The following is a 26644-nucleotide window of genomic DNA, read 5'->3' as shown; positions in this document are numbered from 1 at the left end:
GGCGGAAAGCGTTATACGGCGGCGCCGTCGTAATGCTGCGAGCTGAGGCTGCGGGGATCGACGCCGTCGAGGCAATTGGCGTTGACCGCGACCATGTCGGCCCCGTCGGGGCCGGTGGCATAGGCAAAGCTCTCGATGCCGCATGTCTTGCAGAACAGATGATGGATCTGGTGCTTGTTGAACAGGTATTCGGTGAGGCTGTCCTCGCCGCTGTTCAGGGTGAAGTTTTCACGCGGCGCGAACGCCAGTACCGAACCGAGACGCTTGCAGCGCGAGCAGTTGCAGGTAACGGTGTGGCCGAGTTCGATATCAACATCGAAGTCCACCGCGCCGCACTGGCAGCTTCCGTGATAATGCTGAACGGCCATTGTCAGAGCTTCCCCATGATTTCCTGCCGGAATCCGTAAACCGTGCGCTCGCCGCCATAAGGCACCAGCGTCACGTCGCGGGTCTGGCCCGGCTCGAACCGCACCGCCGTGCCGGCCGCGATATCAAGCCGCATGCCGCGCGCCTTGTCCCGCTCGAAGGAGAGCCCCGGATTAGCCTCGAAGAAATGATAATGGCTGCCGACCTGCACCGGCCGATCGCCGGTATTGGAAATGGTCAGCGTCACGGTCGGCAGGCCGGCGTTTATTTCAATCTCGCCGTCTGCGGCGATCAGTTCACCGGGGATCATGTCTTTCTCCTCAAGCTACTTGCCGCGGACCACAGCCCTCGGCTTTCAGAACACGCACCGTCGAGGCCGGATCCTTGGCAAGGTTGCGTGCGGGACGGATCGGTCGCGAGGCGAAATTGCCGCCGCAATTGGGGCAGACGCCGCTCAGCACCACATCAACGCAATCGCGGCAGAAGGTGCATTCATAGGTGCAAATCATTGCATCCACGCTTTCGGGTGGCAGGTCCTTGTCGCAGCACTCGCAATTCGGTCTGAGTTCAAGCATCGCGGCTCCTCACCTGATCGGCTCGTGCACGGTCACCAGCTTGGTGCCGTCGGGGAAGGTGGCCTCCACCTGGATATCGTGGATCATTTCGGGGATGCCCTCCATCACCTGGTCGCGGGTGATCACATGGGCGCCGGCTTCCATCAGTTCGGCCACCGGCCGTCCGTCGCGGGCGCCCTCGACCACGAAATCGGTGATCAGCGCGATCGCCTCCGGGTGGTTGAGCTTGACGCCCCGTTCCAGCCGGCGGCGCGCGACCATGGCGGCCATGGAAACCAGCAACTTGTCCTTTTCACGCGGCGTCAGGTTCATGCGGTTTTCTCACCCCTTCACAACTTACAGATGCCAGACTTTCGGCAGATTCTGCCCGTCCCGCAAGACCTTAAGCGCGGGAATCAGGCTTTTTCGCAAACTATAGCCGTCGGCGGCGACGATGCGGGCGACGAGCTTGCCATTCCACTCGCTGGCGCCGGCGGAAGCCTCACCCAGTGCTTCGCGCACTTTCGGCATCAGCGCTTCGGCCTGCGGGCCGCAATAGAGCAACGTGGCGAAGGCGACATCGCCGCCCAGCACCGCCGTCTGCGCCACCAGGTTCTCGATATCGCCGGTCATGCGCACGTCCTCGGCATGGATCAGCGTGCCCGAACGGCGCACCCGCCAGCGATCGCGGAAATTGCCGCAGCGCACCGCCTCGCCCATGGCCTTACGGCCGAGCAGCACGGCCTCGATCGCCAGGAACTCGGCGGTCTCGGCCAGATCGACGTCGAGCCTGCGGTTGAGCGAGGCGTCGTCGAACAGGATCGTTTCCTGCGGCAGCCAGTCGAGCCGGGCATTCTCGCCGACCCTGATCTCGGTATCGATCGCCGCCGGTCCGCTGTCGGAACGGTAGATTTTCTCGCAGGCCTGGGTGGTGGCCGTCAGCGCCGTGCCATCACCGGCCTCCAGTTCCCATTGCAGCCGGTCGCCGCCGGTCAAGCCGCCGGAGGTGTTGATCAGCACCGCCTCCATCGCGCCGTCGAAGCTTTCGGGAATGCGAATCTTGGCCGCACCCTCCTGATAGAAGACATCAAGACGCGTCTTGCCACCGGCCGATTTGGCGCTCACCCGGCCCGTGCCGGATGTCCGCTGCGGCCCCACGGTGAGGCCCGGCGTCAACAGTTCCATCCCGCCGCCCATGGCCCCTCCCAGGGGCACGCTGACCCGACTGCGACCTGACCGGCGCGCGCACTCGCCGATCCTGCGGCCCGCCCGCGCAATTGATACTTCCAGCCCATCGCTTTTCCTTTTTATCGTGATGCTGTCGAACGGCTAAACGCAAGTTTCATGCCGCATCGACGGGCCGGGCAAGAGATTTCAGAATTCAGTCCGTCTCGCCGCGCCCCGATAAAAAGTTAAACGCAAGAACCTCGTCTGTCGCTCCCTCAAAAGCGCACAAATTCTCCTCATTATGCGCGTCGAAGCATCACACCGTCAGATGACGGCGCGCCTCGGGCGTGTCGAGCGTTTCGGCTGCGCCCTCATGCACGATCACGCCGCGGTCCATGATATAGACCTTGTCGGCGAGTTCCCGGCAGAAATCGAGATATTGCTCGACCAGCAGGATCGCCATGCCGGTGCTGTCACGCAAGTAACGGATGGCACGGCCGATATCCTTGATGATCGAGGGCTGGATGCCCTCGGTCGGCTCGTCCAGCACCAGGATTTTCGGCCGGGTGACCATGGCGCGGCCGATGGCGAGCTGCTGCTGCTGTCCGCCCGACAGATCGCCGCCGCGGCGCGACAGCATGGTTTGCAGCACCGGAAACAGCGAGAAGATCTCGTCGGGAATATTGCGGTCGCCGCGCGCCAGCGGCGCGAAGCCGGTCTCCAGATTTTCGCGCACGGTCAGCAACGGAAAGATTTCGCGCCCCTGCGGCACATAGCCGACGCCGCGCTTGGCGCGGGTGTAAGGCGCGAGCCCATCAAGCTTGTCACCGCCGAAACTGATCGTACCGCCCGAGATCGGATGCTGCCCGGTGACAGCCCGAAGCAGCGACGACTTGCCAACGCCATTGCGTCCCAGCACGCAGGTGATCCTGCCCATTTCGGCCGTCAGCGAGACATTCCTGAGCGCCTGCGCCGCGCCATAGTGGAGGTTGACGTTTTCAATGGTCAGCATGGAGTTGGACCTTTTTCGCAAGGAGAGGATACTGACAGGCCAGAGCCAGCCGCCTGGATCCTCGGGTCAAGCCCGAGGATGACACCTGGGGAGGGGTGCAGTCTGTTCCGCGACGCGTGAGCGTTTTGTTCGACCTGCTGTCACGAAGGCGGCGGCGGTCGCGAACCCGCCTCGAAGAGTTTGCGGCTTTAGCACTCCGCCCACCCCACGGGTCATCCTCGGGCTTGACCCGAGGATCCATGCAGCCAATCCGCACGATCGACCCCTCCATCATCCCCTTACCTCCCCAGATAATTCTCGATCACCTTCGGGTCGTTCGACACGAAGTCGATCGAGCCTTCGGCGAGGACGGAGCCTTCGGCGAGGCAGGTGACCTTGACGCCGAGGTCGCGGACGAAGCCCATGTCGTGTTCGACCACCACCACCGCCCGCGTTTTCGCGATCTCGCGCAACAGGCGGGCGGTTTCCACGGTTTCGGCATCGGTCATGCCGGCGACCGGTTCGTCGACAAGCAGAAGTTTCGGTTCCTGCGCCAGAAGCATGCCGATCTCCAGCCATTGCTTCTGGCCGTGGGAGAGATTTGCCGCAAGCTCGTCGCGGCGCGCCGTCATGCGGATCGTCTCGAGGATTTCCTCGATGCGGTCGCGGTCTTCGCCGGTCAGGCTGTAGAACAGGGTCGAGAAGACGCCGCGCTTGCGGTTCAGCGCCAGTTCCAGATTGTCCCATACCGTATGGCTTTCGAACACGGTCGGCTTCTGGAACTTGCGGCCGATGCCGAGCTGGGCGATATCGGCCTCGTCGCGGCGGGTGAGGTCGATCGTGTCGGAGAAGAACACCTCGCCCTCGTCCGGCCGGGTCTTGCCGGTGATGATGTCCATCATCGTGGTCTTGCCCGCGCCGTTGGGGCCGATGACGGCACGCAACTCGCCGGGATCGATGACGAAGGACAGGCTGTTCAGCGCCTTGAAGCCGTCGAACGAGACCGAGACATTGTCGAGGTAGAGCAGGCTCTTGGCGCGCTTTTCATGGGGGTTCATCGGGCCGGCTCCTCTGCAATGCCGTCGATTCCGGCTTCCGCGTCTTCGGAGTGCTCGATCCGCTCCCTGGCGTCAGGGCCTGGCTTTTTCGAAAACCGGGGCGCAAGCGTTCCGACGATGCCCTTGGGCAGGAACAGAGTGACGGCGACGAACAGGCCGCCGAGCGCGAACAGCCAGAAGGCGGGGAACAGACCGGTGAAGATGGTCTTGCCGCCATTGACGAGGATCGCTCCGATGATCGGCCCGATCAGCGTTGCCCGCCCGCCGACCGCCGTCCATATCACCACTTCGATGGAGTTCGCGGGTGCGAATTCGCCCGGATTGATGATGCCGACCTGCGGCACGTAGAGCGCGCCTGCAACGCCCGCCATCATGGCGGAGGCGACGAAGGTGAAGAGCTTGTAGTTCTCCACCCGGTAGCCGAGGAAGCGCACCCGGCTTTCGGCATCGCGGACGCCGACCAGCACCTTGCCGGCCTTGGAGCGCACGATCGCCGAGGCGATGAACAGGCCGAGCGCCAGAAACAGCGCCGAGGCGGCAAACAGCGCCGCGCGGGTGCCGTCGGCCTGCACGGAAAAGCCGAGAATGTCCTTGAAATCGGTGAGCCCGTTATTGCCACCGAAGCCCATGTCGTTGCGGAAGAAGGCCAAGAGCAGCGCATAGGTCATCGCCTGGGTGATGATCGAGAGATAGACGCCGTTGACGCGCGAGCGGAAGGCGAACCAGCCGAACACGAAGGCGAGCGCGCCGGGAACCAAGAGCACCATCGCCATGGCGAACCAGAACATGTCGAAGCCATGCCAGAACCAGGGCAGAGCCTTGTAATTCAGGAACACCATGAAATCCGGCAGGATCGGGTCGCCATAGACCCCGCGCGGCCCGATCTGGCGCATCAGATACATGCCCATGGCATAGCCGCCGAGCGCGAAGAAGGCGCCGTGGCCAAGCGAGAGAATGCCGCAGAACCCCCAGACCAGATCGAGCGACAGGGCGAGCAGCGCATAGCAGAGATATTTGCCGAACAGCGACACCAGATAGGTCGGCAGGTGAAAGGCGCTGTCTGCCGGGATGATGAGGTTGGCGAACGGCACCAGCAGGGCAACCGCGAAGAGGATGACGATCGCGATAGAGACCTTGCGGTCGAGCGAGCGGAAAAGATAGGCCGTGATCATGCTTCCACCGCCCTTCCCTTGAGTGCGAACAGCCCGCGCGGCCGTTTCTGGATGAACAGGATGATGAAGACCAGCACCAGGATCTTGCCGAGCACCGCGCCGGCATAGGGCTCCAGGAACTTGTTGAGGATGCCGAGCGAGAACGCGCCGACGAACGTGCCCCAGAGATTGCCGACGCCGCCGAACACCACGACCATGAAACTGTCGATGATGTAGGACTGGCCGAGATTGGGGGAGACATTGTCGATCTGCGACAGCGCCACGCCGGCAAGGCCGGCAACGCCGGAACCCAGCGCAAATGTGAAGGCGTCGACCCAGGGCGTGCGGATGCCCATCGAGGCCGCCATGCGGCGGTTCTGGGTGACGGCGCGCATCTGCAGGCCGAAGGCCGAGCGCTTCATCAGCAGCAGAAGGGCGGCGAACACGGCGAGCGAGAACAGCACGATCCAGAGCCTCGACCAGGTGATCATAAGCCCGCCAAGATCGAAGGAACCGGACATCCACGACGGGTTGCCGACCTCGCGATTGGTGGGGCCGAAAATGGTGCGCACCGCCTGCTGCAGGATCAGCGACACGCCCCAGGTGGCGAGCAACGTTTCCAGCGGGCGGCCATAGAGAAAGCGGATCACGCCGCGCTCGATCACAAGGCCGACGGCCGCGGTGACGATGAAGGCGACCGGGAGCGCAATCGCCAGCGACCAGTCGAACAGATGCGGATAGGCGGTGCGGATCACCTGCTGCACCATATAGGTGGAGTAGGCCCCGAGCATCACCATCTCCCCATGGGCCATGTTGATGACGCCCATCACCCCGAAGGTGATCGCAAGCCCGATCGCCGCCAGAAGCAGAACGGAACCGAGCGACAGCCCGTACCAGACATTCTGGGCCACATCCCAGAAGGCGAGCCGTTTTTCGATCTTCGCCTGCGCCGCGTCGATCTCGTCCTGGAGATCGGGGCCGACGCTGGAACGGGCCGAGAGCAGGATCGAGATCGCCTCGCGTCCGCCGATATCGGCGATATCGGAAATGGCTTCAGCCTTTTCATCCGGGCTACGGTCGGAATTCAGCACCGAGACGGCGCGCGCCTGCGCCAGAACCGAGGCAACCTCGCCATCCTCTTCCTTTTCGAGCGCCTGCTCGATCAGGATCAGATTGTCCTCGCTCGGCGCCTTCAGCAGCGACTGCGCGGCGGAAAGCCTTGTGGCGCGATTGGGGCTCATCAGCGTCATGCCGGCAAGGGCGGCATCGATTGTGGAGCGCAGATTATTGTTGACCTTGACCTTGTCGAGGTCGCGTTTGGAAAGTTCGCCGGCCTCCTCGCCGGTCACCGGATCGATCAGCAGAAGGTCGCGGCTGGAAGACCCCTTGCGGGTGATGAACACCTTGCCATCGCTCTTGCGGGTGTAGAGATCGCCGGCGGCAAGCGCCTTCAGGGCGGGCACGGCGGCATCATCGCCGGTGGCGGCCAGTTCGTTGACCAGGGTTTCGGTCTGGCCGAAGCCGCGGGAGGAACCGAACCGGTCGATCGTGCCGGCAAGGTCGGTCTGTGCAAAAGAAGACGAGGGCGCATATGTCAGAAACAAAATGGCTACTAAAACGAATGCTCTGAAACAGTGCATCTGGAATATTTTGGACATATGCGCCCCCAATTGACGGCCCTCGAAATATCCGGCCGCCCCCCTGTTAACCGGGCGCGATCACGTTGACCGCGCCCGGCGTCGAGCCTGGATTATTCAGCCATACCGCCGCATTTGCCGGTCTCGACATTGAAGTTGCCGCACGACATCGGAGCGCGCCAGTCGGCAATCAGGTTCTTCGAGTCCGGCAGGAAGTCGGACCATGCATCGCCGGCGACGAGGCCGGGCGTTTCGTAGACGATGTCGAACTGGCCATCGTCCTGAATTTCGCCGATCAGAACCGGCTTGGTGATGTGGTGGTTCGGCATCATCGCGGAATAGCCGCCGGAAAGGTTCGGCACCGAAACGCCGATCAGCGCGTCGATCACGGCATCAGGATCGGTTGTGCCGGCCTTTTCAACGGCCTTCACCCACATGTTGAAGCCGATGTAATGGGCTTCCATCGGGTCGTTGGTCACGCGGGCGTCATCGCCGGTGAAGGCATGCCAGGCGTCGATGAAGTCGTAATTCGCATCGGTGTCGACGGACTGGAAGTAGTTCCAGGCGGCGAGATGGCCGACCAGCGGCGCGGTGTCGAGACCGGCAAGTTCTTCCTCGCCGACCGAGAAGGCGACGACCGGAATATCGGAAGCCGAGATGCCCTGATTGGCGAGTTCCTTGTAGAACGGCACGTTGGCGTCACCATTGATGGTGGAGACGACGGCGGTCTTCTTGCCTTCCGAACCGAAGTTCTTGATGTCGGACACGATCGTCTGCCAGTCGGAGAAGCCGAACGGCGTGTAGTTGATCATGATGTCTTCTTCGGCAACGCCGTGATCCTTGAGATAGGCTTCGAGGATCTTGTTGGTGGTGCGCGGATAGACATAGTCGGTACCGGCCAGCACCCAGCGCTCGACGCCGTCATTCTCCATCAGGTAGTCGACGGCGGGGATCGCCTGCTGGTTCGGCGCGGCACCCGTGTAGAACACGTTGCGCTGGCTTTCCTCGCCCTCATACTGAACGGGGTAGAACAGGATGTTGTCGAGTTCCTCGAACACCGGCAGCACGGACTTGCGCGACACCGAGGTCCAGCAGCCGAACACGGCGGCGACATTGTCGCCCTCGATCAGCTCGCGCGCCTTTTCGGCGAACAGCGGCCAGTCGGACGCCGGGTCGACGACGACCGCCTCGAGCTGCTTGCCGAGCAGGCCGCCCTTCTCGTTCTGCTGTTCGATCAGCATCAGCATGGCGTCCTTCAGCGTGGTTTCCGAAATCGCCATCGTGCCGGACAGCGAATGCAGGATGCCGACCTTGATCGTGTCTTCCTGGGCATAAGCCATGCCGCCGATGCCGGCGGTGGTGAGCGCGGCGAGAAGCGCGGCGCTGGTCAATCCCTTTTTGAAATTCATCGTTTTATTCCCCTCAACGACTATCGCCTGAATGGCTTTGGATTTCGCGACGCCGCTAAAGCAGCGCCTCGACCAACTATCGTTGAGGGCGGGAAAACCCCACATACGTCATTTGACGTAGTTCAGGGGGAAAGGCGACGGGCCCGGCTCTTTTGCCGCGTCGGGTTATCGAAAAACCGGATTCCACTTTTTCGCCCGACGCTCCGGAAGGATCAGTCCGCCTCGACCGGTTCGATATCGAAGGCGGCGGCGAGCAGCGCCCTGGTGTACTCGGCCTGCGGGTTCTCGAACACGTCCTTGGCCGGCCCCCGCTCCACCACCTCGCCAAGCCGCATGACGATGATCTCGTTCGCCAGCGCCCGCACCACCTTCAGGTCGTGGCTGATGAACAGATAGGCGAGATTATGCTTCTTCTGCAGCGCGGAGAGCAGGTCGACCACCTGCGCCTGCACGCTCATGTCGAGCGCCGAGGTCGGCTCGTCCAGCATCACGAAGCGGGGTTTCAGCACCATTGCGCGGGCGATCGCGACGCGCTGGCGCTGGCCGCCGGAAAATTCGTGCGGGTAGCGCCAGCGGGTGGCGGCATCGAGGCCGACCTCCTCCAGCGCCGCGCCGACGCGGGCCTCCCGTTCGGCGGCGGAAAGGCCGCGCTCGTGGATCTTCAGCCCCTCGGCGATGATCTCGCCGATCGACATGCGCGGGGAGAGCGAGCCGTAGGGGTCCTGAAACACGATCTGCATCTGTTCGCGCAGCGGCTTCATCGCCTTGAAACTGTAAGCGTCGATGTCCTTGCCGATGAAGGCGATCCGGCCTTCCGACGAGATCATCCGCGTCAGCGCCAGGCCGAGCGTTGTCTTTCCCGACCCGCTCTCGCCGACGACGCCGAGCGTCTCGCCGGCCCTCAGCTTCAGCGAGATGCCGTTGACGGCCTTCACATGATCGACGGTCTTGCGCAGCAGGCCGACCTTGACCGGGAACCAGACCTTCAGATTGTCCGCCTCCATCACCACTTCGCGCGCCGGATCATGCGCCGGCGGCGTGCCCTTCGGCTCTGCAGCGAGCAGGTGTTTGGTGTAATCATGCTGCGGATCGTCGAAAATCTCGGCAACGGGGCCGTGTTCGACGATCTTGCCCTTGGTCATGACGCAGACCCGATCGGCGAATTTGCGCACAATGCCGAGATCATGGGTGATGAACAGCATCGACATGCCGTGGTCGCGCTGGAGCGACTTCAGCAGCTTCAGGATCTGCGCCTGCACGGTGACGTCGAGCGCGGTCGTCGGCTCGTCGGCGATCAGGAGTTTCGGACGGTTGGCGAGCGCCATTGCGATCATCACGCGTTGGCGCTGTCCGCCGGAAAGCTCGTGCGGGAAGGCGCCGAGACGTTTTTCCGCCTCGCGGATGCCGACCTCGTTCAGGAGCTCCAGTACCCGCTTGCGCGCGGCGGCCCCGGTCAGCCCGGCATGCAGCGCCAGCGTCTCGCCCACCTGGCGCTCGACGGTGTGGAGCGGGTTGAGCGAAGTCATCGGCTCCTGGAATATCTGGGTGATATCGCCGCCACGCACATGGCGCAGCGTGCGGTCATCGGCCTTCAGCAGGTCGCGGCCTTCGAACAGGATTTCCCCGCTCGGATGGCTTGCCGCCGGATAGGGCAGCAACCGCAGCACGGAGGCGGCGGTCACGGACTTGCCGGAGCCCGATTCGCCCACCAGCGCGACCACCTCGCCCGGCATGATGTCGAACGACACCCGGTCGACGGCAAGGCTTTCCGCCCCGCCCTGGCGGAACGCGACGGAAAGGCCCTTGACGGAAAGAAGCGGCGTCTTTGTCATTGGAAGGTCTTCCTCGGATCAAAGGCATCGCGCACCGCTTCGCCGACAAACACCAGCAGCGACAGCATGATCGACAGCGTCATAAAGGCGGTGATGCCGAGCCAGGGGGCCTGCAGATTGCTCTTGCCCTGATTGACCAGCTCGCCGAGCGAGGGCGAGCCCGGCGGCATGCCGAAGCCCAGGAAATCGAGCGAGGTCAGCGTCACGATCGCCCCCGACAGGATGAAGGGCACGAAGGTCAGAGTCGCCACCATCGCGTTCGGCAGCAGATGGCGGAACATGATCGTGCCATTGCCGACGCCGAGCGCGCGGGCGGCGCGGACATATTCGAAATTGCGCGCCCTGAGAAATTCCGCGCGCACCACCGCCACGAAACTGACCCAGGAGAACACCAGCATCACGCCGAGCAGCACCCAGAATCCGGGCGGCAGGATCGCGGCAATAATCAGCAGAATGTACAGCGTCGGAAGCGACGACCAGATCTCGATGAACCGCTGCATCAAAAGATCGACCCAGCCGCCGAAATACCCCTGAACCGCGCCCGCGCTGACGCCGATCACGGCGGAAAAGCCGGTGAGCAGCAGGCCGAACAACACGGAGACGCGGAAGCCGTAGATCACCCGCGCCAGCACATCGCGCGCCAGATCGTCGGTGCCGAGCCAGTTCATGTTGCCGAGTACGCAGCCCGGATCGTCAACGCCCTGCGGATAGCCGGCGCAGCGCTCCTCCTTGCTCATCAGCCAGAAGGGCGGCGTCGGCGCGGAATAGGGCACATTGGCGTTGATCGTGCGATAGGAATAGCGCACCGGCGGCCAGATCATCCAGCCATTGGCCTCGATCTCCTCCTGAATAAAGCCGGAGCGGTAATCGGTGACGGCCAGAAAGCCCCCGAATTTCTCCTCCGGATAATCGACCAGAACCGGAAACAGGATCTCGCCATTATAGGAGGCGACCAGCGGCTTGTCGTTGGCCACGAATTCCGCGCCGAGGCTGATGATGAACAGGAACAGGAAGATCCACAGCGACCAGAAGCCGCGCCGGTTCGCCTTGAAGTTCTGCCAGCGCCTGGCGTTCATCGGCGACAATATGCCGGATTTCGGCACGTTCGCCGCCACGTCGGGGGATGCGAGCTCACTCATCTCACACATCCCTCTTTTCGAAATCGATGCGCGGATCGATCCAGGTGTAGATCAGGTCGGAGACGAGCCCGATTACCAGGCCGAGAAGCGAGAAGATGTAGAGCGTGGCGAACACCACCGGATAATCGCGGTTGACCAGCGAGAGATAGCCGAGCCGGCCGAGGCCATCGAGCGAGAACACGTTCTCGATCAGCAGCGACCCGGTGAAGAAGGCCAGGATGAACGAGCCCGGGAAGCCCGCGATCACGATCAGCATCGCATTGCGAAACACGTGGCCGTAGAGCACCTTGTTCTCGGTCAGCCCCTTGGCGCGGGCGGTGACGACATATTGCTTGCCGATCTCGTCGATGAACGAGTTCTTGGTCAAAAGCGTGGTCGTGGCGAAGGACGACACCGACAGCGCGATCAGCGGGAGGGCCAGATGCCAGAAATAGTCGAGCGGCTTCTGCCACAAGGGCAGTTGCGCGAAATTGTCGGAGACCAGGCCGCGCAGCGGAAACCAGTTGAAGAACGAGCCGCCGGCAAAAAGGATGATCAAGAGGATGCCGAGCAGGAAGCCCGGAATGGCGTAACCGATCACGATCACGCCCGAGGTCCAGACATCGAAGCGCGATCCGTCCTTCACCGCCTTGCGGATGCCGAGCGGGATCGAGATGCCGTAGGACAGGATCAGCACCCAGACGCCAAGCGAGATCGACACCGGCAGCTTGTCGATGATCAGATCGATCACCGAGGAATTGCGGAAGAAACTGTCGCCGAAATCGAAGGTGGCGAAATCCCGCATCATCAGCAGGTAGCGGGTCAGCGGCGGCTTGTCGAAGCCGAACTGGCGCTCGAGATCGGCGATCAGCTCAGGATCGAGCCCTTGGGCGCCGCGATAGCTGGACGACGACGCGCTGTCGAAACTGTCCATCGACATGCCGGCATCCGAGCCGCCGGAAATCCGGCTTTCCGCGCCGCCGCCCTGGCCGTTGATCTCGGCAATCACCTGCTCCACCGGCCCGCCCGGCGCGAACTGCACGATGACGAAGGAAATCGTCATGATCCCGATCAGCGTCGGTATCATCAGCAGGATGCGGCGAAGGATATAGGAGCCCATCAGGCGTATCCTCTGACGGAACCTGACCGCATAGCCTCCGCCAATCTCCCCCCTTGAGGGGGAGATGCCCCGACAGGGGCAGAGAGGGGTGAACCGTTTCGGCAAATTCGGAGCGAGCGGCTTACGCCCATTACCCCTCTCTGTCGCGTTCGCGACATCTCCCCCTCAAGGGGGGAGATTGTTTGGAGGTCTTGGATGTTCTTGCGCAAAAAATCCACTACGCCGCCGCCAAACCGCACGCTCATTCCGCCTCCGTCGACCACCAGCCGGCGGGGAAGTCGAGGCCGTATTCGGGGAATTCGCCGTGGGTGATCCCGTTCCAGTAGGCGATGCGGTAGTCCCTCGAATAATAGAGCGGGATGATATAGTCATTGGCGAGCAGCACCCGGTCGAGCGCCTTGGTGGCGGCGACCAGCGTGTCGCGGTCATCGGCGAACACGATTTTCTGGATCAGCGCGTCGACGCCGGGGTCGGAAATGCCGGCATAGTTTTCCGAGCCCGGCTGGTCGGCCGATTGCGAGCCCCAGTAGTTGAACTGCTCATTGCCCGGGCTCAGCGACTGCGCCCAGAGTTCCCAGATCATGTCGTAGTCGAAATCATTCACGCGGTTCTGATATTGCGAAGTGTCGACAACGCGAACCGAAGCATCAATGCCAAGCTTGCGCAGGTTTTCGACATAGGGCAACACGACCACCTGAAGCGAGGGATTGTCGAGCAGGATTTCGAAGGCGAAGGGTTCGCCGGTTTCGCTGTTGACTAGCTTGCCGCCCTGCCTTTCATATCCGGCCTCCCGCAGGAGTTCGAACGCCTTTTGCAGGTTGGCGCGCGCCTCCTCCTGCGTGCCGCCCACGGGCAGCTTGTTGGCCTTGTTGAACACGTCCGGCGACACCAGATCGCGCACGGATTCGAGGATCTGCAGCTCCTCGCCCTTCGGCAGTCCGGATGAGGCAAGCTCGGTTCCGAACCAGAAGGAATTGTCGCGCGCATAGGCGTCGCTCAACTGGTTCTTGTTGATGGTCTCGAAATCGAAGGCATAGATCAGTGCCTCGCGCACCCGCTTGTCGTCGAACGGCGCGCGGCGGTTGTTGGGCACCAGCGCCTGCATGATGCCGGCGGTGCGCAGCGGATTGGGCACGGCCTCACGGGTGACGTCACCATCCTTCACCGCCGGAAAATTATAGCCCGTCGCCCAGCGTTTGGCCCGGGTCTCGACCCAGAAATCGAACGTGCCGGCGCGGAAGGCCTCGAAGGCGACGTCGAGATCGGAGAAATAAAGATATTTCACCGTGCCGAAATTATTGCGCCCGACATTGACGTTCAGGTCCCTGCCCCAATAGTCGTCGTTGAGGCGATAGGTGATCGACGAACCCGGATTGACGGTGTCGACCACATAGGGGCCGGAACCGACCACCTTTTCGAGCGTGCTTGCCGAAATATCGTGCACGACATTGCCGCTTTCATCCTCGAACCAGTGTTTGGGCAGGACGAGAAGCTGCCCGACGATCTGCGGGAGTTCGCGGTTTCCCGTCTCGTCGAAATGGAACGTCACCTCCCGCTCTCCGGTCGCTTCAGCGCTGGTCACGTGGCGATAATAATTGGCATATTGGGCGTTCAGCTTCTTGAAGCTGTCGAAGGAGAACACGACGTCTTCCGCTGTCACCGGTTCGCCATCGGAGAATTTCGCTTCCGGGTTCAGCCTGTAGGTGACCGAGGAGAGGTCTTCGGGATAGCGGAAAGCCTCGGCCAGAAGGCCGTACATCGCGTTGATCTCGTCCTGAGACGAGGTCATCAGCGTTTCGAACACCAGCCCGAGACCGATCGCCTTGTTGCCGCCATAGGGCACAGGATTGAGCGAATCGAAGGTGCCGGTCGCCGAAAGCTTCAACTCGCCGCCCTTCGGCGCATCCGGATTGGCATAGTCGAAATGCGCGAAATCCGCGGCGTATTGCGGGCTCCCGGTCAGCGCCGTGGCATAATGCCAATCGCCACCGCCATTGTCCTCAGCCAGAACAGCGGGGGCGGAAAGCCCCGCAACTGCGATCACGATCGCCCAAGCAGCCTTTATCCACATGGTTTTTGCCTTCTGCGTGCTTGCTTTTCTCGTTTCATCAACAAGAATAAGCAAATATCGGCATGGGTGCACAAGTGGCCATTTCGTGAAAACATGGTGGCAGCGGGTTTTGCGCCTGTCGTTTTCGGCCAGAACGCGCGGCGTGGAGGGAGCAACAGCATGCGGTGGATCAAAACCCTGTCCGCGGTCCTCGCCCTTGCGATGGCGGCATCTTCCGCCGTTGCCGAGGACTTTCCGCCGCCCGCCAAGGTGCTGTTCGCGTCGGAAGCCGCGCCGAGCGCCGGCAAGCCGCAATCGATCGGCTTTTATTCCAAGGGCTGCCTCGCCGGCGCCGAGGCGCTGCCGATCGACGGGCCGACATGGCAGGCGATGCGGCTTTCGCGCAACCGTCGCTTCGGCCACCCCGACACGATCGCGCTGATCAAGAAACTGTCGCGCGAGGCCGCCCAGTATGATGGCTGGCCGGGACTGCTGGTCGGCGATATCTCCCAACCGCGCGGCGGACCGATGCTTTCCGGCCACGCCTCGCATCAGGTGGGGCTCGACGCCGATATCTGGCTGAACCCGATGCCCGACCGGCGACTGACGCTACGCGAGCGGGAAGACATCTCCGCTCAGTCCGTGCTGAAGAACGACGGCACGCTGTTCGTCGACCCGGAGAAATTCACCCCCGCCCACGAACGCCTGATCATGCGGGCGGCGAGCTACCCGGAGGTGCAGCGGATCTTCGTCCATCCCGGCATCAAGAAGGCGCTGTGCGACGACTGGAAGGGCGAGCGCACAAACCTTGCCAAGGTGCGGCCCTATTACGGCCATCACTACCATTTCCATATCCGCCTGTTCTGCCGCCCCGGCTCGCCCGACTGCGACCCGCAGAACCGGGTGGACATGGCCGATGACGGCTGCGGCGCGAACCTCGCCTGGTGGCTTTCCGACGAACCCTGGGCGCCCGCAAAGCCTGAAAAACCGCCCGAAAAGCCCGAAAAGCCGCCGCCGAAGCCGACCCGGCCGAGCTACACCATCATGTCGGACCTGCCGGCGGCCTGCACGGCCGTGCTCGATGCGCCGGCGCCGGCCGAGCTGCCGCAGGCCGCGCTGACGCCGGTAATCCCGCTGCCGCCGCTGGCGCCATGGCCCGAGATCGGCCCCGTGCCGACGCAAAGGCCGAGAGGGTGAGCCGGCCCTTTCAAAGCGGTTTGAACTGATGTAGGAAACGCCAACCGGCTTGCGGATCTTACTTTCGCGTTGATATCACCGCACCGTCCGGAACCGCCAGAAGCAGAAGCGCTTTGCCGATCGCAAGGGGAGACACCATGGCCAGAATACCGCTCGAACAACCGCTCGCCTTCCCCATCCTGATCGGCGACATCGGGGGAACCAACGCCCGGTTCTCGCTGCTGGTCGATCCCTATGCCGAGCCGCGCGACTTCCCGATCGTGCATACCGCCGATTTCGCCACGATCGGCGACGCGATCCAGGCCGCGGTGATGGACAAGTCCTCGCTGCAGCCGAGAAGCGCGATCCTCGCGGTCGCCGGACCGATCCGGGGCGATGAAATTCCGCTGACCAATTGCGACTGGGTGGTGAAGCCGCGCGACATGATCGCCCATCTCGGCCTTGTCGACGTCATCGTCATCAATGATTTCGAGGCCCAGGCGCTGGCGATCGCCAACATGCCCGACGAGTTTCGCGAGCCGATCGGCGACCGGCCGGACAAGATGCTCGCCTCGCGGGTCGTGCTCGGCCCCGGCACCGGGCTCGGCGTGGCCGGCCTCGTCCATGCCGAGGAGCGCTGGATTCCGGTTCCCGGCGAAGGCGGGCATATCGATGTCGGCCCGCGCACCGCGCGCGACTACGAGGTTTTCCCCCATATCAAGACGATCGAGGGACGGGTGGCGGCCGAGCAGATCCTGTGTGGCCGCGGCATGGTGAACCTCTATAACGCCATCTGCGCCGCCGACGGCATCGAGCCGAAACCCTATGAGCCGAAGGATGTCAGCCAGCACGGGCTCGACGGCGCCGACCGCCAAGCGGTCGAAACCCTCACGCTGTTTTCCACCTATCTCGGCCGCCTTGCCGGCGACATGGCCATGGTGTTCATGGCGCGCGGCGGCGTCTATCTCGCCGGCGGCATTTCGCAGAAAATCCTGCCGGCGCTGAAAAAGCCGGAATTCCGGGCCGCCTTCGAGGACAAGGCCCCGCACACCAAGCTTCTGCAAGCGATCCCGACCTATGTCGTGACCCATCCGCTGGCAGCCCTTGCCGGCCTTTCCAGCTTCGCCCGCACCCCCACCCGCTTCGGCCTCGCCCTCGACGGCCGCCGCTGGCGGGTGTAGCCGCATGGCGACCTCGCCACACGGCTGAATTCTCAGGGCTGCCCCTTGCACGGCGGCGGCGGCTCGCTATATTGAGTGCCTACTCACTTATTATTGACGAGCGACATGGCACGCCCCATCAGTGAAGAAAAACGCAAGGCGATCCTCGCAGCCGCCGAAAAGCTGGTTGCCGAGACCGGCACCGGCGTGTCCACCGCCCGGATTGCCAAGGCTGCGGGCGTCGCCGAAGGCACCGTGTTCGTCTACTTCGAAACCAAGGCCGCGCTTATGGCCGCACTGCTCAGTGAGCTGGAGCAGCAACTTGCGGCGGCATTTAAGGTCGATGCCATGCCCGGCGATGGCGGACGCGAGGATATCCGCCATGCATGGGAGCGGATGATCGCCTTCGGCGCCACTCACTCGGCGAAATGGCGCGCCATAAAACGCCTCAAAGCATCGGAGTTTCTGACCGACGCCGGACGCCAGCAGATGGACGCGCTGTTCGGCGATGTCCATACGGCCCTGGCGAAGGCGCTCCGCAACCATGCGCATAAGGGCGTGACCGTCGATTATGCCGCCCTTGTCCTGAATGCGCTGGCCGAAGTGACATTCGAATGCATCGCCGCCGAACCGAGCCGCGAACGGCACTATACCGAGCTCGGGTTCGAACTGTTCTGGAACGGCATTGCCGCAGGAAAAACTGACCAAGCCGAGGTTTCGATGCGGCCGGCTTGAGGAAGAATCAACCGCCCTCCGGCAAACAAGGACTTCAACCCTATTCCGGTGTCGAACACCGGTCCCACCGCAGGCATTATGATCGCCTGTTTTATTCAAAAAATTGAGTGCCTACTCACTCAATAAATTATGGAGAACGACTGTGACATCCAACAAGACCTGGCTCATCACCGGCAGCGCCCACGGGCTCGGCCTCAATATCGCGCGCGCGGCTCTCGAAGCCGGTCATAATGTCGTCGCTACCGCCCGAAGGCCCGAACAGCTCCAGCCGCTGGTGGAAGCATTCGGCGATCGTGTAAAACCCTTCCAGCTCGACGTCTCGGATGAGACGCAGGCCCGGGCCGCCGTCGATTTCGCGATCGAAAGCTTCGGTCGCCTCGACGTGCTGGTCAACAATGCCGGCTTCGGCCACTTCGCCCCGTTCGAACAGGCCGACCCCGGCATTTTCCGCGCCCAGATCGAAACCAATTTCTTCGGCGTCGTCTACCTGATGCGCGCCGCGCTGCCGCTGATGCGCCGCCAGCGCGCCGGTCACATCTTCAACATTTCCTCGATGGGCGGCCGTCTGACGATTCCCGGAATGGTGGCCTATCATGCCTCCAAATGGGCCGTCAGCGGCTTTTCCGAAGCGGTTGCGAGCGAAGTGCGTGAATTCGGCATAAACTGCGTTGCCATCGAACCGGGCGGCATGCGCACCGAATGGGCCCAAATTGCAGGCAGCAGCACGCCCGAACTGATGGAGGATTACGCGCCGGGCATGCAAAACCTGGAGGAGATGCTGCAGGCCGTGGCCGGCAACGAGGTCGGCGATCCGGACAAGATCGCGGCCGTCCTTGTCGACCTTTCCAACCGCGCCGACCTGCCGGCACATCTCCTGCTTGGCAGCGATGCCTTCGAACTGGTCACAAGCACCGAGGAGAACCGCCTGAAGGTCGATGCCGAATGGGAAGCGGTCTCGCGTTCGACGGATTTCGCCGATGCCGATCTTTCCTTCCTGGAGCGCTTGCAATAAGGTCTGCCTGCCCCGCCGCATTCACCTGCGGCGGGGTCGCCGTAAATCGAAAATACCAGGAAGACATATGAATTCTCCGGCAATGAAGCTTGTCGTCGTGGGCGCCAGCGGACGGATGGGTCAGACCCTCATCCGCGTCATCTGCGAAACCGAAGGCGCCGTGCTGCACGCCGCGATCGACCGGCCCGACAGTCCGGCGCTTGGCAAGGATGCCGGCGTTCTTGCCGGCGTCGGCGAGCTTGGCGTGGCGATCACCGACGATCCGCTGAAGGCCTTTGTCGATGCCGATGGCGTGCTTGATTTCACAGTACCCGCCGCCTCCGTCGAATATGCGGAACTGGCCGCCCAGGCGCGCATCGTCCACATTATCGGCACCACCGGCATGTCGGAGGAGGATGAGGCAAAAGTGAAGGCTGCAAGCCGCCACGCCCGGATCGTCAAATCCGGCAATATGAGCCTCGGCGTCAATCTTCTCGGGGTTCTGGTGAAAGAGGCGGCTGCGGCATTGTCGGCCAGGGGCTGGGATATCGAGGTGCTGGAAATGCACCATCGCCACAAGGTCGACGCGCCATCCGGCACCGCCCTTCTTCTGGGCGAGGCCGCCGCCGAAGGGCGCGGCGTCTCGCTGAAGGACAAGGCGGTGAAGGTGCGCGACGGCCATACCGGCGCGCGCGAGGAAGGCACGATCGGCTTTGCCACGCTGCGCGGCGGCTCGGTGGTCGGCGAACATTCCGTGCTTCTTGCCGGCGAGGGTGAAACCGTGAGCCTGTCGCACAAGGCCACCGACCGCAGCATCTTCGCCCGCGGCGCGGTCGCGGCAGCACTTTGGGCGCGCGACCAGAAACCCGGACTTTATTCCATGCTCGATGTGCTCGGGCTTTCCAAATAGCAACGAAGGAACTGATTAAATGAGCGGAACGCTGGTTCTGGTCCGTCACGGCCAAAGCGAATGGAACCTGAAGAACCTTTTCACCGGCTGGAAGGACCCTGATCTCACCGATCAGGGCAGAGCCGAGGCCCTTGCCGGCGCCAAGGCGCTGGCCGAAACCGGGATCAAGTTCGACATCGCCTTCACCTCGAACCTCATCCGCGCCCAGAACACCTGCCAGATCATTCTCGACGAGATCGGACAATCCGACCTTGAGACCATCAAGGACGAGGCGATCAACGAGCGCGACTATGGCGATCTCGCCGGCCTCAACAAGGATGACGCCCGCAAGAAGTGGGGCGAGGAACAGGTCCATATCTGGCGCCGGTCCTATGACGTGCCGCCGCCCGGAGGCGAAAGCCTGAAGGACACCGGCGCGCGGGTCTGGCCCTATTACCTGACCGACATCCTGCCGCGCGTTCTCAGGGGTGAGAAGGTGCTGGTCGCGGCCCATGGAAATTCGCTGCGCGCGCTGATCATGATCCTCGACAGGATGAGCAAGGAGGAGATCCTGAAGCTCAATCTCGCGACCGGTGTTCCCATCGTCTACACGCTCAACCCGGATTCCACGGTCGCCGACAAGACCGTGCTGGGCGACATGTCGGCCGCGCACTGACAAGCGATCGCCGCTGTCCCCACTGGTTTTACCCCGCCCGGCCCGACGGCGAAAACTCGGCGACGAGCGTGTGCATATCGCCGGGATAGGTAAGATTGACCTGGGTGATCGACCCGCTGGCATTCCATGTCCGCCGGGCAATCACCAGGCAGGGCGCGCCCTCGCGCAGATCGAGCAGCTCGGCCTCGGCGCGCCCCGCGGCGACGGCGTTGATGCGATGTTCGGCGGCGCTCCACGGCACCTGTTCCAGGAGCCAGGAGCCTGGCGGATACTTCGAAAAATCCGCCTCCCGCGCCTGCGGCACTTCCGCAAGGCTGATCAGCCGATCTTCCAGGCAGAAGGGGCGGCTGCCGGCGCTGTGGATGCCGCGTATATGCATCACCGCCGCCGGAGCGGACAGCAGGAGCCGCTTGCGATCGGCCTCGCCGGCGCTGCGCTCCGTGGCCTCGATCAGCCGAAAGGCATAGGCAAGGCCAAGTGCGCGCACCTCGCGCTCGAGCTGGTGGATCTCCATGACGGCGGAGAGCACTTCCGGCTGACGCACATAGGAGCCCGATTTGCGCCGGCGCTCGATCAGGCCCTTTTTCACGAGCTGCGACAGCGCCTTGTTGACCGTCATGCGCGAGCAGCCGTAATGCGCCGTCAGTTCATGCTCGAACGGGATACGGGTGCCGGGCGGCCACTCGCCGGAGAGAATGCGATCCTCCACCTCCCGCTCGATACGGGCATGCAGCGCCAGCGGACGACTATCCTCGCCCATTCTCAGCCCCGGCTCGCCGCAGCAATCACCTCGGCGCGGATTTCCTCGGCGAGCTGCATCCTGGAACGCCTCAAACGGCAGACCAGCGGCAAAGGGGCAAGAAAAATCTCTTCCAGCCGCCCGGCGTGGATCGTACACTGTCGAGCAATGCGAGAAACCAGAAGGTATGCTATGCTCAGGCGTGGCTTAGGATTGATGATCTCAGACGGCTTCATCGGGTCTCCGTTACCGCGCTCTATCAAGCAGCGTGCTATCTGCAATCCTTCATAGCACCATGAATCGGCATTACCAACTTCGATACCACATGCAAGCGGTGCGGCAACCGCAGCCAAGCCGCGACAGCCAAAATCGGCGAAATCAATAGACTCAGTCGATACGAGATCGCCGGGGTGGCGGATCGGACCCGGACATCAGGTGGCTCGAAAACAGGCTGGTACGTCCGTCATTCACCAGAGTTCGAAACAAGGCCCGCATCCAGCGGATTCCTTCCGGGGCAAGCCCGTCGAGCGGTTCCCTCAAGGGCGAGAATGCGCGAACCGCCAAGCAAAGCAGTCGCAATCCCGAGCCGTTGGTTCATCCCGAGGGAGAAGATTCCACCCCGGTGAGAGCGGCGCTCGTGTTGCCTGCCAGATCCAGGACTTGGCGACCCCGCGCCCTTGCGAGGTCAGCAGCTTGGGCGAAAGCCAGCAGGCGGTGGAATGCGTTACGATGCGGATGAGCTGCTCATGCATCCGGCAACGCGCCGACGGTCTGCATCGAGTGATAAGCCGATGCACCTGATTTCCTCTGCGGTTGTCTGGCCAAATGCTGGTCAGGAAGCCCCATCCGCCCCCTGCGAGCGGAAAAGTTGCATTCCATTGGATGTCTCGTGCCATTCCGCGCACCTGGGATCGGCAGGGACCGATGATGCTCATTCCCGGCTACTCCAGGACATAGACATAGGCATACGGGTAGGCGCATTCGGGGTCGGTCTGCTCCGCCAAGGGCCGCGCGCTACCGCCAAAGGCTTTCGAGACCGGGGCGGCGGCAATTGTCGCCAATGAGGCAGCGAGCAGTGCGCGGCGTGTCAATGGGAATGGTCCGCGTCTTTGCACGGTGACGGGACCTACGTGATCGTCAATCATGCTCACTCCGAAAAGAGGTGCGCCCTGCCGAGCAATCAAAGCGGGCGGCTTCGGCTGCTCGGCAGGACAACCCGATGTCTGGTTAAAAGGGGTTGCGGGGATCGGCCAGCAGCGCCGGGTCCGGTACAACCGATTTGCTCGCCACATTTGCCAGCATCTGGTGCGCCATGTGGAAGCCGAAATCTTCGGAGATCGCCTTCTTCCAGTGTCGCGACAGGATGTTGTGGGTCGCCCAGCGCGTGTAGCGCGGTCTTTTCATCATGTAGCGGGCCAGATCCCAGGCCCTATCGAGAAGCTCTTCACGCGGAAAAATCTCGTTGACGAGACCGCGTTCGAGGGCCATTGGCGCGGGAATGGACTTGGCCGCGTAGATATAGTAGGCGGCGCGTTTTGGGCCCATCAGGGCTTGCAGCGCCATGCCTTGCCCGTCGCCCGGAGGGCTTCCCAGCCAGAAGTGGGGGTCCATGAAATCCGCGTCCGGCGCTGAAAAAGTGACGTCGGACAAAAGCGCGAATTCCGTATGGACGCCGGGACCGTTGACGGCTGCAATGGTGGGCATGTCGATGCCGTAGATGAAGCTTTCGATGTGCTTCCACCCGTCCATCATCCGCTGGAAGATATGGTCCGGGTCCAGCTCCGCCGCCGGTTTCGGATTGAGCCCTTTCGGATCGCCCATCATCCACTTGTCCCCTGTGCCGGTCAGGATCAGCACCTGGTTCTCGGGATCATTGCCGACATCCTGCCAGACGCGGGCCCATGCGTTGTGGGCGGCATGGGTATGTTTGTAGGGGCCGTCGTCGGTGTGCATGCGTAGCTCGATGATGCCGCCCTCGCGCCGCATCCTGAAAAAACTCTCATAACGCTTCGCGTAGTCATCGAACGATGTTGGTGCGGCATAGCCCTTCCATTCCGCGCTCGGATCCCAGGTCATGAGGACAGCCTCCGGTAACGGGTAGCGGAAGGTGCGATTGAGATGAGCGCGAGGTTCTTGGCTATCGGCGAAGCCGACCGGCCTCCTGCCCATGATGTGCGATTGTCGGTTCTCATAAAGTTTGCTCTCTTTTTGACGCCGCCGCGGGCTGCGGCGGGTGGTTCGCGAGCAACGATGGAACGGAAGAATTGCGTGGACATTACGGGCCGCGCCATGAATGCAGGCGAACGCCCCCTGTCAGCGAGGCATTCTCTTTTCGGGCCTGAGGACCGCTTTCTGGCTTAGCACTCCTTTGGCAGAAGTTTGGTGAGCCTGCATCGACAGTGAGGGCAATGTCCCGTCGGTGAGCGCGCCAGGCGGGCAAGGATCGCGTGGCGCGCTGCTGGCAGGTTGTGTTGAGGAGGAGGGCCGAAGTCTCCTTTTCCGCCCGCCTGAGCAAGCCTTCGGGATTGCAGGAAGGCGTAGGCCATCGTCGACATCAAGGCATGGCGGTAAAATCCAGTCCAGAATCGCCGCTCGAAGTGATCGAGTTCAAGGTCTTCCTTGAGTTGCTGATGGGCCTGTTCGCAAATCCAGCGCGCCTTGATCGCGCCAGCGAGCTTCCACAAGTTTGCTTCCAGCGGGCGACTGTCCCACAGGCCCGCCCCGATGAAATGATGCAGCCGGTCATCGGGTATCGCGTCCGAGCGAGCCTCCATGGGCTGGATGCTCTTGCGATCACCTGGCCCGATCAGGCCTGCGATATAGGCCGGGCACATCCGACGACGCGTTTTGTTGCCCAGATCCTCCAGTTACGGCGCCAGCCACCGCTCAAGATCCGCATGCCAGTCCTCGTCCATCGCCAGCCTCCGTCAAAGCTGGCTCCCCATGAATCACGCAATCAGCGTCACGGGGATTCCAAAAAATATATTTCTGCCAAAGTAGTGTTAGCTCGCATCCTGCAGCGAGGTCACGCGGCTGGCCGACAATTCACCGGCTTCGGACAGGATGGGATAGGACACGGCCGCGATGTGGGCATTGATGCGTTTCAGGTCGCGCAGGATGTCGAGATGGAGCGTGGAGGAGCCGAGCGTTTCCGGCCGTCCATCCTGCAGGCGCTCGATATGTTTCTTCTGCGAGCGTTCCTCGATCTGGCGGACATGCACCTTTTCGGCGGTCAGGCGGCGGGCGAGGTTCACGTCGCGGCTGAGAAACACCGATTGCGCCAGTTCGAGGTTCAGCAGCGTCTGGCGGTAGAGCTCGCCGATCTCCTCCTCGCCGGCGGTGGAGAATTTCACCTGCCGGTCGGTCTTCTTGCGCGCCATTTCCGAAAGGTCCCGGTCGATGATATCGCCGATATGCTCCAGATTGATGGCGTAGGACAGGATTTCGCGCATGCGGGCGTTCTCGTCCTTGCTGAGCTCGGTGCGGCCGAGGCGGGCGAAATAGAGCTTCAGGTCGGTGAGCGCGGCGTCGACCCGGTCGTCGAGCTTGGAGATGTCGCGCCCGGCATCAGGGTCGTCCACCAGCAGCGAGCGCAGGTTCAGCTCCATCATCAGCGCCACCTTGTCCCCGATGCGCAGCACTTCGCGTGCCGCGCCGCCGAGGGCGAGAGCAGGGGTTTCAAGCGCCGCGTCATCCAGATAGGAGATCTCGCCCCGCTCCGTGGCGGGATCGGGCCATAGCAGGTGGCAGAGGCGGTCGAGCGGGCCGAGCAGCGGCAGGAACAGCGCCAGAAGAATGGCGTTGAAGGCCAGATGCGTGGCAATGGCAAGCCGGGCGTCCGGCGGCATCAGGTTGGCGAGATATGGTCCGGCAATGCCGGCGGTCGCCAGCACCAGCAGCGCGCCGATGCCGCGCACCGCCAGATTGCCGCGCACAAGCCGGCGCGCCTTGGGTCCATCGCCGGCAACCGCGAGGCACGGCGGCACCGCGCCGCCGAGATTGGCGCCTGCCACCAGCACCAGCACCAGCGCGGGCGTGACCGCGCCGCTCTGGGCGAGCATCGAAATGAACAGCACGACGGCAAGGCTGGAGGACGAGGCGAAGGCGAGCACGGCGGCAAGCAACAGGCCGAAGATCAGCCCCTGATCGAGCGCGGACAGGATCGCGCCGGTCACCTCCGCCTCGCGCAGCGGTTCCGTCGCGGCGCCGAGCAGTTCCAGCGCCAGCAGCATCAGGCCGAGGCCGATCAACGCCTTGCCGATGCCGCGCCCGCGCGCCAGCCGGCTGCGGCCATGGGTCACGACGCCGCAGAGAATGAGCGCCGGGGCCAGCCAGTGCAGATCGCGCACCAGGATCGCGGCGGTGAGCGCGGTGCCGAGATTGGCGCCCAATAGCACCGCCTGCGCCATGCGGGGCGCAATGATGTTGCGTGACACGAAGGAGCCGGCAATCACCGCGGTCGCGGTCGAGGATTGCACCGCGATGGTGACGAGCATGCCGGAGATCGCCGCGAAAACCCTGTTGCCGGTGCCCTTCGCGATGCCCTGCCGGAGCGAGGCGCCGAAGCCCGACAGGATGCCCGACTTGATCATGCGGAGTGCCCACAGAACCAGCGCGCCTGCGCCGAGAAGATCGATGAGCTGGATGGTCGAGTTCATGCCGCGCCTCCCCGCCATTTCGCGGGCGGCGCGCCTTTCTCAGCTTTTGCTTGAGCGGCGCGGGGCAAGGCATTACGGTAATGAATGAACATGAGTGCAGATATTTTCAAAGGTTGTGCATGACTGGATCGACGACGCCGCGCGCGGACAGGGTTTCCTACGTCAGCGCCAACGAGGTGGCGGAACGCGCCGGGGTCTCCCGCTCGGCCGTGTCGCGCACCTTTTCCGGCGCAGGCAGCGTGGCCCCGGCCACGCGGCGCAAGGTGCTGAAAGCGGCGGAGGAACTGGGCTATCATGCTAATCTCCTTGCGCGTGGTCTGGTCGGCGAGCCCTCCCGGATCGTGTGCCTGATCGCAGCCGATGTCGGTCAGCCTTATCATAGTGCGATGATCGACAAGGTCACCCGCCAGCTTCAGCTTCACGGCAAGGTGGCGATGATGATCAATACCGCCGGCGACGATGATAGCGTCAGCCAGGCGCTGAGGCAAAGTTTGCACTTCCGTGCAGAGGCTTCGGTCGTGCTCAGCGGGTCGCCGCCGGCGAAACTGGTGCAGAGCTGCCTTTCGAACGGGCAGCGCGTGGTGCTGGTCAACCGCGATGACGATGCCGAGGGCGCCGAGCGCATCCGCATCGATAACGCCACGGCGTGTCGGGAGGCCCTGGCGTTGCTCAGGCGGGCGGGCTGTACGCGTCTGGCCTGTGTGTCCTCGCAGGCGCGCACCTCGTCCATGACCACGCGCGAAAGCGCCTTTGCCGCCGCTGCCGCCGAGATCGGCGTCGAGATCGATGTCGTCCGGGTCGGGCCCACCAGCTATGACACCGGGCAGGAGGCCGCGCGCGTGCTGCTCGGGCGGTCCAACCCGCCCGACGGCGTGTTCTGCGTGACCGACCTGCTGGCCTTCGGCTTCATCGATGCCGCCCGCACCATATTCGGCGTCGAAATCCCGCGCGATCTTTGCGTGATCGGGTTCGACGACGTGCCGCAGGCGCGCTGGTCGGGCTATGAACTCACCACGTTCCGCCAGCCCATGGACGAGATGGTGGCGCGCATTGCCGAGATCCTGACGTCTGATACCAGCGGCAGCGATTCCGCTTTCGAGGCCCTGCCGGTCTGGCGCAAGACGGTGCGCATGGGATAGAGCGAGGGCGCCGTTAACGCATAGGCGT

25 protein-coding genes and 3 pseudogenes are annotated in these 26644 nt (G+C 63.1%); 7 read left to right on the top strand and 21 right to left on the bottom strand.

The annotated features are described in order from the left end of the window. Nucleotides 1-11 precede the first annotated feature (11 nt). The 14 genes and pseudogenes from K7H91_RS08445 to K7H91_RS08380 form a co-directional block, all read right to left on the bottom strand. Entirely contained in the window at nucleotides 12-368 is a 357-nt protein-coding gene (locus K7H91_RS08445) for a GFA family protein (protein ID WP_230719780.1), read from the bottom strand. Between the two features lie 2 nt (nucleotides 369-370). Continuing rightward, nucleotides 371-676, bottom strand: a complete 306-nt coding sequence (locus tag K7H91_RS08440) for an urease subunit beta (protein WP_230719779.1) — start codon at nucleotides 674-676, stop codon at nucleotides 371-373. 10 nt (nucleotides 677-686) lie between these two features. Beyond that, nucleotides 687-941, bottom strand: coding sequence for a DUF1272 domain-containing protein (locus K7H91_RS08435; protein ID WP_230719778.1), 255 nt, complete (start codon nucleotides 939-941; stop codon nucleotides 687-689). Between the two features lie 9 nt (nucleotides 942-950). Beyond that, entirely contained in the window at nucleotides 951-1253 is a 303-nt protein-coding gene (locus tag K7H91_RS08430; protein WP_018065206.1) for an urease subunit gamma, read from the bottom strand. A gap of 24 nt (nucleotides 1254-1277) precedes the next feature. Next, nucleotides 1278-2117 carry an urease accessory protein UreD gene (locus K7H91_RS08425; RefSeq protein ID WP_230719777.1) on the bottom strand — a complete coding sequence of 280 codons (840 nt, stop codon included), beginning with the start codon at nucleotides 2115-2117 and terminating at the stop codon, nucleotides 1278-1280. Nucleotides 2118-2403: 286 nt separating this feature from the next. Further along, nucleotides 2404-3099 carry an urea ABC transporter ATP-binding subunit UrtE gene (urtE, locus tag K7H91_RS08420; RefSeq protein WP_230719776.1) on the bottom strand — a complete coding sequence of 232 codons (696 nt, stop codon included), beginning with the start codon at nucleotides 3097-3099 and terminating at the stop codon, nucleotides 2404-2406. Nucleotides 3100-3377: 278 nt separating this feature from the next. Then, on the bottom strand, nucleotides 3378-4136 hold the full coding sequence (gene urtD / locus K7H91_RS08415) for an urea ABC transporter ATP-binding protein UrtD (protein ID WP_230719775.1): 759 nt from the start codon (nucleotides 4134-4136) through the stop codon (nucleotides 3378-3380). 103 nt (nucleotides 4137-4239) lie between these two features. Then, a pseudogene (urtC, locus tag K7H91_RS08410) lies at nucleotides 4240-5308 on the bottom strand (urea ABC transporter permease subunit UrtC); the annotation flags it as partial. After that, nucleotides 5305-6945, bottom strand: a complete 1641-nt coding sequence (urtB, locus tag K7H91_RS08405) for an urea ABC transporter permease subunit UrtB (RefSeq protein WP_419197455.1) — start codon at nucleotides 6943-6945, stop codon at nucleotides 5305-5307. The pseudogene urtC and the gene urtB, both read right to left, overlap by 4 nt. A gap of 92 nt (nucleotides 6946-7037) precedes the next feature. Continuing rightward, nucleotides 7038-8333, bottom strand: coding sequence for an urea ABC transporter substrate-binding protein (gene urtA / locus K7H91_RS08400; protein ID WP_419197454.1), 1296 nt, complete (start codon nucleotides 8331-8333; stop codon nucleotides 7038-7040). A 212-nt stretch (nucleotides 8334-8545) separates the two neighbouring features. Continuing rightward, nucleotides 8546-10165, bottom strand: a complete 1620-nt coding sequence (locus K7H91_RS08395) for an ABC transporter ATP-binding protein (RefSeq protein ID WP_230719773.1) — start codon at nucleotides 10163-10165, stop codon at nucleotides 8546-8548. Beyond that, complete coding sequence (locus tag K7H91_RS08390; RefSeq protein WP_230719772.1) at nucleotides 10162-11304, bottom strand: ABC transporter permease; 1143 nt, start codon at nucleotides 11302-11304, stop codon at nucleotides 10162-10164. Before K7H91_RS08390 ends, K7H91_RS08395 begins: the two co-directional genes overlap by 4 nt. Nucleotide 11305: 1 nt before the next feature. Continuing rightward, a complete protein-coding gene (locus tag K7H91_RS08385; RefSeq protein ID WP_230719771.1) occupies nucleotides 11306-12403 on the bottom strand; it encodes a microcin C ABC transporter permease YejB in 1098 nt (365 codons plus the stop codon). Nucleotides 12404-12644: 241 nt separating this feature from the next. After that, a complete protein-coding gene (locus tag K7H91_RS08380; RefSeq protein ID WP_230719770.1) occupies nucleotides 12645-14474 on the bottom strand; it encodes an extracellular solute-binding protein in 1830 nt (609 codons plus the stop codon). 159 nt (nucleotides 14475-14633) lie between these two features. On the opposite strand from K7H91_RS08380, the gene mepA reads away from it, so the two are divergent. The 6 genes from mepA (at nucleotide 14634) to K7H91_RS08350 (ending at nucleotide 20080) form a co-directional block, all read left to right on the top strand. Then, entirely contained in the window at nucleotides 14634-15650 is a 1017-nt protein-coding gene (gene mepA / locus K7H91_RS08375) for a penicillin-insensitive murein endopeptidase (RefSeq protein ID WP_230719769.1), read from the top strand. Nucleotides 15651-15787: 137 nt separating this feature from the next. Continuing rightward, entirely contained in the window at nucleotides 15788-16810 is a 1023-nt protein-coding gene (locus K7H91_RS08370) for a glucokinase (RefSeq protein ID WP_230719768.1), read from the top strand. Between the two features lie 105 nt (nucleotides 16811-16915). Further along, a complete protein-coding gene (locus tag K7H91_RS08365; protein WP_230719767.1) occupies nucleotides 16916-17524 on the top strand; it encodes a TetR/AcrR family transcriptional regulator in 609 nt (202 codons plus the stop codon). Between the two features lie 142 nt (nucleotides 17525-17666). Further along, nucleotides 17667-18536 carry an oxidoreductase gene (locus K7H91_RS08360; protein ID WP_230719766.1) on the top strand — a complete coding sequence of 290 codons (870 nt, stop codon included), beginning with the start codon at nucleotides 17667-17669 and terminating at the stop codon, nucleotides 18534-18536. 67 nt (nucleotides 18537-18603) lie between these two features. After that, entirely contained in the window at nucleotides 18604-19425 is an 822-nt protein-coding gene (gene dapB / locus K7H91_RS08355) for a 4-hydroxy-tetrahydrodipicolinate reductase (protein ID WP_230719765.1), read from the top strand. A 19-nt stretch (nucleotides 19426-19444) separates the two neighbouring features. Continuing rightward, a complete protein-coding gene (locus K7H91_RS08350) occupies nucleotides 19445-20080 on the top strand; it encodes a 2,3-bisphosphoglycerate-dependent phosphoglycerate mutase (protein WP_230719764.1) in 636 nt (211 codons plus the stop codon). 28 nt (nucleotides 20081-20108) lie between these two features. Here K7H91_RS08350 and hutC read toward each other — a convergent pair whose 3' ends face one another. From hutC to K7H91_RS08315, 7 genes and pseudogenes are all read right to left on the bottom strand, one after another. Further along, complete coding sequence (hutC, locus tag K7H91_RS08345; RefSeq protein WP_230719763.1) at nucleotides 20109-20840, bottom strand: histidine utilization repressor; 732 nt, start codon at nucleotides 20838-20840, stop codon at nucleotides 20109-20111. Nucleotides 20841-20842: 2 nt separating this feature from the next. Further along, complete coding sequence (locus tag K7H91_RS08340; RefSeq protein ID WP_230719762.1) at nucleotides 20843-21055, bottom strand: hypothetical protein; 213 nt, start codon at nucleotides 21053-21055, stop codon at nucleotides 20843-20845. A gap of 705 nt (nucleotides 21056-21760) precedes the next feature. Then, nucleotides 21761-21910: a hypothetical protein gene (locus tag K7H91_RS08335; protein WP_230719761.1), complete on the bottom strand. Its 150-nt coding sequence runs from the start codon at nucleotides 21908-21910 to the stop codon at nucleotides 21761-21763. 136 nt (nucleotides 21911-22046) lie between these two features. Then, entirely contained in the window at nucleotides 22047-22895 is an 849-nt protein-coding gene (locus K7H91_RS08330) for an enoyl-CoA hydratase/isomerase family protein (protein ID WP_230719760.1), read from the bottom strand. A gap of 281 nt (nucleotides 22896-23176) precedes the next feature. Continuing rightward, nucleotides 23177-23503: pseudogene (locus K7H91_RS25825) on the bottom strand (hypothetical protein); the annotation flags it as partial. 45 nt (nucleotides 23504-23548) lie between these two features. After that, nucleotides 23549-23653: pseudogene (locus K7H91_RS25820) on the bottom strand (hypothetical protein); the annotation flags it as partial. Nucleotides 23654-23821: 168 nt separating this feature from the next. Continuing rightward, on the bottom strand, nucleotides 23822-25477 hold the full coding sequence (locus K7H91_RS08315) for a Na/Pi cotransporter family protein (RefSeq protein ID WP_230719759.1): 1656 nt from the start codon (nucleotides 25475-25477) through the stop codon (nucleotides 23822-23824). Between the two features lie 119 nt (nucleotides 25478-25596). Between K7H91_RS08315 and K7H91_RS08310 the strand changes: the two genes are divergently transcribed. Next, the gene (locus K7H91_RS08310) at nucleotides 25597-26616 is read left to right on the top strand and encodes a LacI family DNA-binding transcriptional regulator (RefSeq protein ID WP_230719758.1); all 1020 of its coding nucleotides are present in this window, start codon (nucleotides 25597-25599) and stop codon (nucleotides 26614-26616) included. Nucleotides 26617-26644 lie beyond the last annotated feature (28 nt).

This window comes from Martelella mediterranea, from assembly GCF_021021415.1.
GTDB lineage: Bacteria > Pseudomonadota > Alphaproteobacteria > Rhizobiales > Rhizobiaceae > Martelella > Martelella mediterranea_C.
This window is presented reverse-complemented; position numbering and strand designations above follow the sequence as displayed.

Coding starts and splice junctions, on each gene's coding strand:
- K7H91_RS08435 (WP_230719778.1), bottom strand. CDS start 941: ATGCTTGAACTCAGACCGAATTGCGAGTGCTGCGACAAGGACCTGCCA.
- K7H91_RS08390 (WP_230719772.1), bottom strand. CDS start 11,304: ATGAGTGAGCTCGCATCCCCCGACGTGGCGGCGAACGTGCCGAAATCC.
- urtA (WP_419197454.1), bottom strand. CDS start 8,333: ATGAATTTCAAAAAGGGATTGACCAGCGCCGCGCTTCTCGCCGCGCTC.
- K7H91_RS08385 (WP_230719771.1), bottom strand. CDS start 12,403: ATGGGCTCCTATATCCTTCGCCGCATCCTGCTGATGATACCGACGCTG.
- K7H91_RS08310 (WP_230719758.1), top strand. CDS start 25,597: ATGACTGGATCGACGACGCCGCGCGCGGACAGGGTTTCCTACGTCAGC.
- K7H91_RS08350 (WP_230719764.1), top strand. CDS start 19,445: ATGAGCGGAACGCTGGTTCTGGTCCGTCACGGCCAAAGCGAATGGAAC.
- K7H91_RS08425 (WP_230719777.1), bottom strand. CDS start 2,117: ATGGGCGGCGGGATGGAACTGTTGACGCCGGGCCTCACCGTGGGGCCG.
- K7H91_RS08440 (WP_230719779.1), bottom strand. CDS start 676: ATGATCCCCGGTGAACTGATCGCCGCAGACGGCGAGATTGAAATAAAC.
- K7H91_RS08430 (WP_018065206.1), bottom strand. CDS start 1,253: ATGAACCTGACGCCGCGTGAAAAGGACAAGTTGCTGGTTTCCATGGCC.
- K7H91_RS08315 (WP_230719759.1), bottom strand. CDS start 25,477: ATGAACTCGACCATCCAGCTCATCGATCTTCTCGGCGCAGGCGCGCTG.
- K7H91_RS08340 (WP_230719762.1), bottom strand. CDS start 21,055: ATGAAGCCGTCTGAGATCATCAATCCTAAGCCACGCCTGAGCATAGCA.
- mepA (WP_230719769.1), top strand. CDS start 14,634: ATGCGGTGGATCAAAACCCTGTCCGCGGTCCTCGCCCTTGCGATGGCG.
- dapB (WP_230719765.1), top strand. CDS start 18,604: ATGAATTCTCCGGCAATGAAGCTTGTCGTCGTGGGCGCCAGCGGACGG.
- K7H91_RS08445 (WP_230719780.1), bottom strand. CDS start 368: ATGGCCGTTCAGCATTATCACGGAAGCTGCCAGTGCGGCGCGGTGGAC.
- hutC (WP_230719763.1), bottom strand. CDS start 20,840: ATGGGCGAGGATAGTCGTCCGCTGGCGCTGCATGCCCGTATCGAGCGG.
- K7H91_RS08370 (WP_230719768.1), top strand. CDS start 15,788: ATGGCCAGAATACCGCTCGAACAACCGCTCGCCTTCCCCATCCTGATC.
- K7H91_RS08395 (WP_230719773.1), bottom strand. CDS start 10,165: ATGACAAAGACGCCGCTTCTTTCCGTCAAGGGCCTTTCCGTCGCGTTC.
- K7H91_RS08365 (WP_230719767.1), top strand. CDS start 16,916: ATGGCACGCCCCATCAGTGAAGAAAAACGCAAGGCGATCCTCGCAGCC.
- K7H91_RS08330 (WP_230719760.1), bottom strand. CDS start 22,895: ATGACCTGGGATCCGAGCGCGGAATGGAAGGGCTATGCCGCACCAACA.
- urtE (WP_230719776.1), bottom strand. CDS start 3,099: ATGCTGACCATTGAAAACGTCAACCTCCACTATGGCGCGGCGCAGGCG.
- urtD (WP_230719775.1), bottom strand. CDS start 4,136: ATGAACCCCCATGAAAAGCGCGCCAAGAGCCTGCTCTACCTCGACAAT.
- K7H91_RS08380 (WP_230719770.1), bottom strand. CDS start 14,474: ATGTGGATAAAGGCTGCTTGGGCGATCGTGATCGCAGTTGCGGGGCTT.
- urtB (WP_419197455.1), bottom strand. CDS start 6,945: ATGTCCAAAATATTCCAGATGCACTGTTTCAGAGCATTCGTTTTAGTA.